Raw genomic sequence first — 9481 nt, 5'->3', positions numbered from 1 at the left:
CCCCCAAGGCGAGAAATACGAGTCGCTTGCCAACCGCATCACCGAGACGATGGATTTCATGCGCGCGGTCGGCATTACGTCCGAAACCAATTTCGCGCTGCGCGAAACCGACTTCTACACCAGCCACGAGGCGCTGCTGCTCGGCTACGAGGAAGCGCTGACCCGTGTCGATTCGACCTCCGGCGACTGGTACGCCACGTCGGGCCACATGATCTGGATCGGCGACCGCACGCGCCAGCCCGACCATGCGCATGTCGAATATTGCCGCGGCATCAAGAATCCGCTCGGGCTGAAATGCGGTCCGTCGCTGACGCCGGACGGCCTGCTGGAACTGATCGACCTGCTGAACCCCGAGAACGAGCCGGGGCGGCTGACGCTGATCGCCCGCTTCGGTTCCGACAAGGTTGCCGACCATCTGCCGAAGCTGGTGCGCGCGGTGCAGAAGGAAGGCCGCAGCGTGGTCTGGTCGTCGGATCCGATGCACGGCAACACCATCGAAGCCGCCGGCTACAAGACGCGGCCCTTCGATCGCATCCTGAAGGAGGTGCAGACCTTCTTCGAGGTGCACCGCGCCGAAGGTACCCATCCGGGCGGCATCCATGTCGAGATGACCGGCAAGAACGTCACCGAATGCACCGGTGGCGCGCGCGCCATCACGGCCGAGGAGTTGCAGGACCGCTACCACACCCATTGCGATCCGCGCCTCAATGCCGACCAGGCGATCGAACTGGCCTTCCTGGTCTCGGATCTGTTGAAGAAGAGCCATCCGGTGCAGCACAAGCAAGTCGCGAACGGCTGAGCCTGGCTATTGGACCGATGAAGCAAAAGGCGCCTGGGAAACCCGGCGCCTTTTCCATTTTCGGCTTTTTTGTTTGTGCCTCCGACCGTGCTGGCGCGGCCGGCGAAAAGCGCAGGCTTCAGTCTTGCTTGTAAAGCAGCCAGCTCTTGCCGGCGCGGCCGGCCATGGCCGAATGCCTGGTGACGCGGTTGCGGCCACTGACTTTCGAGCGATAGAGCGCCCGATCCGCCTTGGTGTAGAGGTCTTCGGGGCCTTCGGCCTCGGATGCCATGCAGATACCCATCGATACCGTCACGGTGCCGTAATTCATGCCGGTCTGGCTGCTGGTGAAGGGGGTCTGCTCGATCAGCGTGCGGATGCGTTCCGCGATCTCGTAGGTCGCGTCCTCGCTGGCGCCCTCGATGATCAGCGCGAACTCCTCGCCGCCGGTGCGGGCGACGAACATGTCGCCGCGAATACTGGTCCGGAAAATCTCGGCGATGATCTGGATGATCTTGTCGCCGACGGGATGGCCGTAGCGGTCATTGATGTCCTTGAACCGATCGATGTCGACAAGCACCAGGGCATTGAACAGGATACCCTTGTTGCTGTTGTAGATCCTGGTGATTTCCTTGTCGAAGGCGCGGCGATTCCAGATCTGGGTCAACGGATCCGTGTCGGCCAGCCGCTTGTATTCCTCGAGCTTCGACTTGACGCTCTCGAGTTCGGCTGTCTTGTCGCTCAGCGTCGAGGCGATCTGCCGGCCGTGATCGATCGTCGAATTGGTCGCGATGGTCATTGCATTGGCGATTTTTTGCAGAAGATCCTGGGAGAGCAGGCTGCGGTTGGTCAGGCCGCTCGATGTCTCATCGAGGATTCTGCCGTATTTTTCGATGTGGCTGCGTTCGCTGCGCAGGAGCGACGCGACCTCTTCGAGCTCGTGGGCGATGACGTCCCTGGCATGCTCGACGATGCCGGGGCCATGGTTATGGGCGAAGAAGGTGCGTCCGATCTGATCCAGCTCGTCCTGCGTCGGCCGGTTGCTCAGCGATACGACGGCGAGGCTGAGTTCGCGGTTGGTGCCGCTCAAGGCCTCATAGAAAATCTCATAGTTGCGTGGCAGACCGAGGACGCCAAGCTGGCGCATGGTGGCGACAACGGTGGTTGCGATATCGGTGCTTCGTTCGGTCGAGGCTGCTGCCGGCTGCATGTCTGATTCACTCTTCCCCTCGGATCCCGGCCAGAATTCGCGGGTCCATTGATCACCGACCTGGGGAGCGCTACCCGGTGCGCCAGAACATCTTGCGAAGAGGCGCGTCCCCACCTGCGCCCTTCGCTTGGGAGGATCATAGTTGCGTCGGCGCTAAAGTTTCCTTAATCCGCCCGACTTCCAGAGGCGTTCTCTACCTGTGGCTGTAATCGCATGAATTTTTGCACAACCATCCCGGGACAACCCGCTGTTCGGTGGTCTTGAATGCGAAACTCCGCGGTGTGTTGCCGCAAATGAAACTGAATTTCGAATTCGCCGCGCCAATCGATGTCGTATTTGCTTGCGCGTAACCACCGCGAAGCTGGAATCCTGACAAGGATGCTGGAGACGAGGTTTCTTCGAGGAGTGCCGAAATGAGCAACAACCACCAGGGATCATGCCTGTGCGGAGCGGTCCGCTTCCGGACAAGCGGGGCGCTGCGTGGCGTTGTCTACTGCCATTGTTCGCAATGCCGTAAACAGAGCGGGCATTTTTATGCCGCGACCAATGTCGCCGATACCGACATCTCGATTGAAGGGACGGAAAGCATCACCTGGTATGAAGCGTCCGCTTTCGCCAGGCGCGGCTTCTGCAAGGCATGCGGATCGGTGCTGTTCTGGAAGGCAATGGATCAGGACTATATTTCGGTCATGGCGGGATCGTTCGACAAGCCGACCGCGCTCAAGGGCGAATGTCATATCTTCGTCGGCGACAAGGGCGACTATTATTCGATAGACGACGGGCTGCCGCAGTTTGAAAAGTCGACGCCATCCATACCGGTCGCCGAATGAAATTTGGACGATCCGCCTTATTCCATTGATCGGAGCATTGCTTTATCCCGGGCCGGTGATTCCGAGAGGGGCCTTGGCATGCAACGGCTGATCGATGCTTTTATCAATTCGGTGCGGGCGTTTCGCAAGCTGGCCGCTCATGAGAAGGCATTCCAGCAGGAGCTGATGCTGCTGGCGCTCGCCTTGCCGGCCGGATGGTTCATTTCGGTCTCCTGGCGTGGTTATGCCTTGCTGATCGGCGCGGTGCTGCTGCTGATCATGGTCGAGGTTCTGAACACCGGCATCGAGGCGGCATGCGACGCGTTCAGCCGCGAGTTCAATGTCGACATCCAGCTGGCCAAGGATTGTGGCTCGCTGGCGGTGCTGATTTCGGTCGTGATCGCTGGCGGCGTCTGGGGCATTGCCCTGATCGAACGCATTACCGGGGTGCCGATCTGAGACTTTGATCCCTATATGACAGTCACCAAAGGAGACCGTCATGGCAGAGGTCACGAATTCCTCGCTTCTCGAACGCCGGTGAGCATGCCGCCGAGTTCGCGGAACATGTCGTGCCGCTGCAGCCACGGCATTGGCAACTATCGCGAAGGCAGACTGCCTGCTCCCGATTTCGCGCGCTGGTTCGCACCGCGCCTCAACCATTTTCTCGGGATCTCGATGGGCACCACAATGTCGAGGACTACCAGTATTTCCCGGCCTTCGCCAAGGCGGAGCCCCGTCTGAAACGCGGTTCGACATTCTCGATGCCGATCACCACACGATCCACGAAGGACTGGAGCGCAACGCCGAGGCGGCGAATGCCTTCATCCGCACACTTCAGGAGAGTGAGGACAAGCAGCGCTTCGCCGCCGATGCCTACGCCGACGAAAACAGCCGGCTGATCGCGATGCTGACCCGGCATCTCGCCGATGAGGAGGACCTGATCATCCCGCTCATTCTCGATCGGGGTGATCGGGCGCTCGGCATCGACTAACCGGTCAAACCTCCTTGGCGCGCTCCCGCTTGGCGATGTGGCGGGCGGCAAGCCAGGCAAGCACGGCCACGGCAAGGCCGATGCCAAGCCCGACGAACAGCCGCTCGTGGCGCATCAGCGCCTGGCCGATCAACTGTTCGGCTCCCAATCCGAAGACATAGCCGATCGTGCTGAACAGCACTGCCCAGATCACCGATGAGATGGCGTTGAGGATGACGAAGCGGGGCGCCGCTATGGTCGAAAGGCCGGCCGCGACGCCGCCGACCAGGCGCATGCCGTAAATGTAGCGGTTCGACAGCACGAATATGTTGGGATGGGTGTTGAGCAGACGGTAGGCGCGGCGAAAGCCGGGCCGCCGACGCAGCCTGACGACATGGCGATTATCGGCGAAACTCCTGCCGAGGATGAAGAAGAAGGTATCGCCGGCGAAGGCGCCCAGCGCTGCCGCGGCAAAGGCATGCCACAGCACGAAAACATGTTGGTGAGCGAAGAAGCCACCCAGGATCGCGGCACTTTCGCCTTCGGCCACGCAGCCGAGAAAAACCGCCAGCAACCCGTATTGTTCGATGAAATGGTGGATCGCCTCGGTCATGACGCCGACTGCTGTGACAGTCTTTCATCGATCCGCTTGACCACTTCCGCCAGCCGCACGATCTCGTCGCGCATGCCGATGATCTGGCTGTGGCGCAATTCGTCCAGTTTCTCATGCAGCGCCATGATCTCGATCTCGGCCTTCAGATTGACCTCGTAGTCGTGGGCGGCATCGATGCGGTCGCGTTCGGTCTGGCGGTTCTGCGCCATCATGATCACCGGCGCCTGCAGGGCGGCGATCATCGACAGCACGAGGTTGAGGAAGATGAAGGGGTAGGGGTCGAACGCATCGCGTGACAACAGCCAGACATTGCCTGATGTCCAGACGACCAGGAAGGCGATGAAGGTCAGGATGAAGGACCAGGAGCCGCCGATGCGGGCAATCGTATCGGCAAGGCGGTCGCCAAAGGTCTGACGGAAGGCGACGGCCTTGTTGGTGTCCCTGGTGATGGTGGTACGCTCGATGGTGCTTTGCAGGACCCGGCTTTCCAGCTGGCTCAGTCCATCCGGCTTACGCTTCAGCCAGCGGTTCGCCAGATCGTCGATCGTCTTGTTCATGGCTGTCTCCAAGCGCTTTGCTGCGCTAGAGGTAGAGGCTGCCGGCCCAGGCGGGAAGTGCTAGATTGAGGCGAACCGAGAGGGACCGATGGCCGACTTCAAGAAAATTCGCGCTCGCGCGGCAAATCGCAAGGGCGGCGAGGCGGAACTGACCTCCCTGTTGGGGCCGATGCCCGACAATGCGGCGGTGGCCGACATCACCGATGACCGCATCCTCTCGACGATGGCCGAGCGCGTCTTCGCAGCCGGTTTCGTCTGGCGGGTCATCGAGCAGAAATGGCCTGGATTCGAAGAGGCGTTCCTGCGCTTCGAACCCAAGCGGTTGCTGTTCCAGCCTGACGATTTCTGGCACGACCTGGCTTCGGATCAACGCATCGTGCGCAATCCGCAGAAGATCAAATCCGTTCGCGACAACGCCGCCTTCGTCGAGCGCGTGTCCAGGGAGCATCGCGGTTTCGGCCGGTTTCTCGCCGACTGGCCCGCCGACGACCAGGTCGGGCTGATGGCCTATCTCGGCAAGCATGGCAGCCGGCTCGGCGGCAACACCGGCCAGTATTTCCTGCGCTGGCTGGGCTGGGACGCTTTCGTCATTTCGGCCGATATGGCCGCCGCCCTTCGCGACGCGGGCCTCGACATCGCCGAGAACCCGACATCGAAGAAGGATCTCGACAGGATCCAGGCCCAGATCAATCGATGGGTGAAGGAGACGGGCCTGCCGCGCCGGCACATTTCGCGCATCCTGGCGATGTCGATCGGAGAGAACCATTCGCCGCAATCGCTGCGCGAGTATATGGGCGACGATTGACGGTCTGAATTGGTCCAAGCGAACGCCATTGCGGGGCGAATTCCGCCGCGCTAAGTCAGCAGGCATGACCAAAAAACTCGACATACTGCGTATCGCCATTGCCCAGCTCAACCCGACGGTCGGCGATGTCGCTGGCAATCTTGCCAAGGCGCGAGAGGCGAGGGCGGATGCTGCCCGCCAGGGCGCCGATCTCGTGCTCTACACCGAGCTTTTCCTCGCGGGCTATCCGCCGGAGGACCTGGTGCTGAAGCCGGCCTTCCTCAGGGCATGCGAGCGGGCGGCACAGGATTTTGCCGCCGATACCGCCGACGGTGGTCCGGGCGTCATCATCGGCACGCCGCTGAAGCGCAAGAGCGGCACGCATAATTCCATCGTCTTCGCCGATGGCGGCAAGATCATCGCCGAACGCTACAAGCTCGACCTGCCCAATTACGGCGAGTTCGACGAGAAGCGCGTTTTCCAGGCCGGGCCCGAGATCCAGGGGCCGGTCAACTTCCGTGGCGTGCGCATCGGTGTCCCGATCTGCGAAGACATCTGGGGCGAGGTCGGCATCTGCGAGACGCTGGCCGAAAGCGGCGCGGAAATCCTGCTGGTGCCGAACGGCTCGCCCTATTATCGCGCCAAGATCGACGTTCGCCACCAGGTCGTCATCAAGCAAGTCATCGAATGCGGCTTGCCGATGATCTATGCCAACCAGCTCGGCGGCCAGGACGAGCTGATCTTCGACGGCGCCTCCTTCGCCATCGGCGCGGACAAGACGCTCGCCTTCCAGATGAGCCAGTTCGAGGACGCGGTCGACGTCACCACCTGGAAACGTGCGGACAATGGCTGGGTCTGCTCGGAAGGACCGATGTCGAAAATCCCGGACAAGGAGGAGGCCGACTACCGCGCCTGCATGCTTGGCTTGCGCGACTACGTCAACAAGAACGGCTTCAAGAATGTGGTGCTCGGCCTGTCCGGCGGCATCGATTCGGCGATCTGTGCGGCCCTTGCGGTCGACGCGCTCGGCGAGGAGCGGCTGCGCGCCGTCATGATGCCTTATCGCTACACCTCGAAGGACTCGCTCAAGGATGCCGAGGACTGCGCCCGCGCACTTGGCTGCCGGTATGACATCGTGCCGATCTTCGAGCCGGTCGAAGGATTTTTGCACACGCTGACGCAGTTGTTCGAAGGCACCAAGGAAGGCATCACCGAGGAGAATTTGCAGAGCCGCGCGCGCGGCACCATCCTGATGGCGATCTCCAACAAGTTCGGCTCGATGGTCGTCACCACAGGCAACAAGAGTGAGATGTCGGTCGGCTACGCCACGCTCTATGGCGACATGAACGGTGGCTTCAATCCGATCAAGGACCTCTACAAGATGCAGGTCTATGCGCTGTCGCGCTGGCGCAACAGCCACGTGCCGCCGGGCGCGCTCGGGCCTTCGGGCGAGGTGATCCCGAAGAACATCATCGACAAGGCGCCGTCGGCCGAATTGCGTGAGAACCAGACCGACCAGGATTCGCTGCCGCCCTATCCGGTGCTGGACGATATTCTGGAATGCCTGGTCGAGAACGAGATGGGCGTCGACGACATCGTCGCGCGCGGTCATGACCGGGCGACGGTGACACGCATCGAACATCTGCTCTACATCGCCGAATACAAGCGCCGGCAGGCGGCACCGGGTGTAAAGATCACTAGGAAGAATTTTGGCCGCGACCGCCGCTATCCCATCACCAACCGTTTTAGGGATCGTGGATAGGGGTCCTTTCGCCTGCCGAGCGAGAGTGCGCGATACCGCGGCGAGAGTGCCATCATGCCGGATTGTGAGATCAGCTTCGACCTGTCACGCATCGATTTCCGCGCGACCTCCGACCTGTTGATGGCGAGCTACTGGGGAGCTGGACGCAGCGATGCGTTTCATCACCGAGCCTTTGCCAACTCGTTCTGCGCCGCCGCTTACATCGCCGGCAAGCAGGTCGGTTTCGGCCGGGCGATCACCGACCGCACGGTATTCGCCTATCTCGCCGACATCATCATCTGGCCCGAGCATCGCGGGCAAGGCATCGGCTTGCGGCTGGTGCGGGCACTCATCGATCATCCTGAACTCAGCACCGTCTCGCACTGGAGCCTGTCGACCAGCGACGCGCATGGGGTCTATGAAAGACTGGGCTTCAAGGCATCGATGGATGGACGATACATGCGCCTCGATCGTGCGGTGTCTGCCGAGTAAGCAACGCGACGACGAGAGGCACCAGTCGCGACTGTTGCAAAATCGCCTCATCGGCTGGTCCAGCACTGCTTTTGGCCAGGCTTGCCTTGGCGAACGATCGAAGCATCCCTATAACGGCCTCTCCGCGATTCCCTTCAGGGAGGACCGAATGCTAGGATTTGACATCGTTATGCGAGGCCGCGAAGCCTAGGGCTGCGCCGGTGTTCCGAAATATCGGAACCATTCCGGACGCAGAAAAGGCATTTACCGCTGCCGGTCGCCGCCCATTGGGCGGGCGACCAACCATAGCCGAACCTCCGCATTCATGGGCAATTGCCCGGCGCGGTTTATCAATTTTCGACCTTACTGGGATCGGGCTCGTTTGCGCCCGAATGACATCATGGCTCGTTTTAAGATCGATTTGCGCGCCAGCGCCTTTCGCAGTGTTCTTGGGTTCACGCTCATCCATTGGCGGCGCCAGCCCTGGCGGCTTTCGCTGATCATGGGCGGTTTCCTGCTGTCGACGATGGCCGACGTGCTGACACCGCTCTATTCCGGCCGGCTGGTCGATGCCGTCGCCAGCAGCGCCGGCGCGGACGCGATTGCCTGGAATGCCGCGATGACGGCATTCCTGATTCTGATGGCGCTGGCGCTCACCGGCGTCGTGCTGCGCAACCTTGCCTTCATGGCGATCGTCGAATTGACTCTGAAGATGATGGCCGACATCGCGGCGGACGCTTTCCATCGCGTCCAGCGCTTTTCCACCGACTGGCATGCCAACTCGTTTGCCGGCTCGACCGTGCGCAAGGTGACGCGGGGCATGTGGGCGCTCGACCTGCTCAACGACACCATCCTGATCGCGCTGCTGCCGTCCGTCGTCATGCTCCTAGGCTCGACGCTGCTGCTCGGCTGGTTCTGGCCGCTGATGGGCGCGGTGGTCGCGGCTGGCTCCGTGCTGTTCATCATGGTGACGGCGATGCTGTCGCTTGGCTATGTGGCGCCGGCGGCAAGACTTGCCAACACCTGGGATACGCGGCTGGGTGGCTCGCTGGCCGACGCGGTGAGCTGCAACGCCGTGGTCAAGGGCTTTGGCGCCGAGGAGCGCGAGGAGCGCCGCCTCGCCAGGGTGGTTGCCAAATGGCGTGCGCGCACGCGGCGCACTTGGGTGCGCGGCACCATTAACGGCACCACGCAAGGGGCGCTGCTGCTGGTCATGCGGGCCGCGGTGATCGGCCTGGCGCTGATGCTGTGGTCGTGGGGACAGGCGAGCGCCGGCGATGTCGCCTTTGTGCTGACCTCGTTCTTCGTGCTGCAAGGCTATTTGCGCGATATCGGCACGCATATCCGCAATTTGCAGCGTTCGATCAACGACATGGAGGAACTGGTCGATTTCCAGTCCGAACCGCTCGGCATTGAAGATCGGCCTGGCGCCGGACCGATTGCCATCACGCAGGGCCACATCGCCTTCGACAACGTCACCTTTCACTACGGCAATCACCGGTCGCCGCTCTATCGCGACTTTTCGGTGGATATCGCACCGGGTGAACG

Annotated in this window: 11 protein-coding genes; 8 read left to right on the top strand and 3 right to left on the bottom strand. The window is 61.6% G+C overall.

What is annotated here, in order from left to right; all coding sequences use genetic code 11:
* Window positions 1-799: 3-deoxy-7-phosphoheptulonate synthase (locus EOA36_RS17450; RefSeq protein ID WP_145969200.1), on the top strand; the 799-nt coding region annotated here is incomplete at its 5' end.
* 118 nt (window positions 800-917) lie between these two features.
* On the opposite strand, the gene EOA36_RS17445 is transcribed toward EOA36_RS17450, so the two are convergent.
* Window positions 918-1988, bottom strand: a complete 1071-nt coding sequence (locus EOA36_RS17445) for a diguanylate cyclase (RefSeq protein ID WP_127278688.1) — start codon at window positions 1986-1988, stop codon at window positions 918-920.
* A 413-nt stretch (window positions 1989-2401) separates the two neighbouring features.
* Here EOA36_RS17445 and EOA36_RS17440 point away from each other — a divergent pair, with 413 nt between their 5' ends.
* The 3 genes from EOA36_RS17440 (at window position 2402) to EOA36_RS17430 (ending at window position 3788) form a co-directional block, all read left to right on the top strand.
* Window positions 2402-2818 carry a GFA family protein gene (locus EOA36_RS17440; RefSeq protein ID WP_127278687.1) on the top strand — a complete coding sequence of 139 codons (417 nt, stop codon included), beginning with the start codon at window positions 2402-2404 and terminating at the stop codon, window positions 2816-2818.
* Window positions 2819-2896: 78 nt separating this feature from the next.
* A complete protein-coding gene (locus tag EOA36_RS17435) occupies window positions 2897-3256 on the top strand; it encodes a diacylglycerol kinase (protein WP_127278686.1) in 360 nt (119 codons plus the stop codon).
* Between the two features lie 130 nt (window positions 3257-3386).
* Window positions 3387-3788, top strand: a complete 402-nt coding sequence (locus EOA36_RS17430) for a hypothetical protein (protein ID WP_245464391.1) — start codon at window positions 3387-3389, stop codon at window positions 3786-3788.
* A 4-nt stretch (window positions 3789-3792) separates the two neighbouring features.
* Here the strand turns inward: EOA36_RS17430 and EOA36_RS17425 are convergent, their stop codons facing one another.
* Window positions 3793-4380 carry a DedA family protein gene (locus tag EOA36_RS17425; RefSeq protein ID WP_127278685.1) on the bottom strand — a complete coding sequence of 196 codons (588 nt, stop codon included), beginning with the start codon at window positions 4378-4380 and terminating at the stop codon, window positions 3793-3795.
* Window positions 4377-4937: a DUF1003 domain-containing protein gene (locus EOA36_RS17420; RefSeq protein ID WP_127278684.1), complete on the bottom strand. Its 561-nt coding sequence runs from the start codon at window positions 4935-4937 to the stop codon at window positions 4377-4379. The genes EOA36_RS17425 and EOA36_RS17420 overlap by 4 nt, the downstream gene beginning before the upstream one ends.
* A gap of 88 nt (window positions 4938-5025) precedes the next feature.
* Here EOA36_RS17420 and EOA36_RS17415 point away from each other — a divergent pair, with 88 nt between their 5' ends.
* The 4 genes from EOA36_RS17415 to EOA36_RS17400 form a co-directional block, all read left to right on the top strand.
* Entirely contained in the window at window positions 5026-5742 is a 717-nt protein-coding gene (locus EOA36_RS17415) for a DNA-3-methyladenine glycosylase I (protein ID WP_127278683.1), read from the top strand.
* Between the two features lie 64 nt (window positions 5743-5806).
* Entirely contained in the window at window positions 5807-7483 is a 1677-nt protein-coding gene (locus EOA36_RS17410; RefSeq protein WP_127278682.1) for an NAD+ synthase, read from the top strand.
* Window positions 7484-7537: 54 nt separating this feature from the next.
* Window positions 7538-7954, top strand: coding sequence for a GNAT family N-acetyltransferase (locus EOA36_RS17405; protein WP_127278681.1), 417 nt, complete (start codon window positions 7538-7540; stop codon window positions 7952-7954).
* Window positions 7955-8333: 379 nt separating this feature from the next.
* On the top strand, window positions 8334-9481 hold a 1148-nt coding region (locus EOA36_RS17400), incomplete at its 3' end, for an ABC transporter ATP-binding protein (RefSeq protein ID WP_145969199.1).

It is taken from the genome of Mesorhizobium sp. M8A.F.Ca.ET.021.01.1.1 (assembly GCF_003998025.1).
Taxonomy (GTDB): domain Bacteria; phylum Pseudomonadota; class Alphaproteobacteria; order Rhizobiales; family Rhizobiaceae; genus Mesorhizobium.
Note: the sequence above shows the minus strand (reverse complement) of the source record. Positions and strands in the feature narration are given on the sequence as shown.

Excerpts from the sequence above, each read along its gene's own strand:
- EOA36_RS17420 (WP_127278684.1), bottom strand. The coding sequence starts at position 4,937 with ATGAACAAGACGATCGACGATCTGGCGAACCGCTGGCTGAAGCGTAAG.
- EOA36_RS17425 (WP_127278685.1), bottom strand. The coding sequence starts at position 4,380 with ATGACCGAGGCGATCCACCATTTCATCGAACAATACGGGTTGCTGGCG.
- EOA36_RS17440 (WP_127278687.1), top strand. The coding sequence starts at position 2,402 with ATGAGCAACAACCACCAGGGATCATGCCTGTGCGGAGCGGTCCGCTTC.
- EOA36_RS17435 (WP_127278686.1), top strand. The coding sequence starts at position 2,897 with ATGCAACGGCTGATCGATGCTTTTATCAATTCGGTGCGGGCGTTTCGC.
- EOA36_RS17415 (WP_127278683.1), top strand. The coding sequence starts at position 5,026 with ATGGCCGACTTCAAGAAAATTCGCGCTCGCGCGGCAAATCGCAAGGGC.
- EOA36_RS17410 (WP_127278682.1), top strand. The coding sequence starts at position 5,807 with ATGACCAAAAAACTCGACATACTGCGTATCGCCATTGCCCAGCTCAAC.
- EOA36_RS17445 (WP_127278688.1), bottom strand. The coding sequence starts at position 1,988 with ATGCAGCCGGCAGCAGCCTCGACCGAACGAAGCACCGATATCGCAACC.
- EOA36_RS17405 (WP_127278681.1), top strand. The coding sequence starts at position 7,538 with ATGCCGGATTGTGAGATCAGCTTCGACCTGTCACGCATCGATTTCCGC.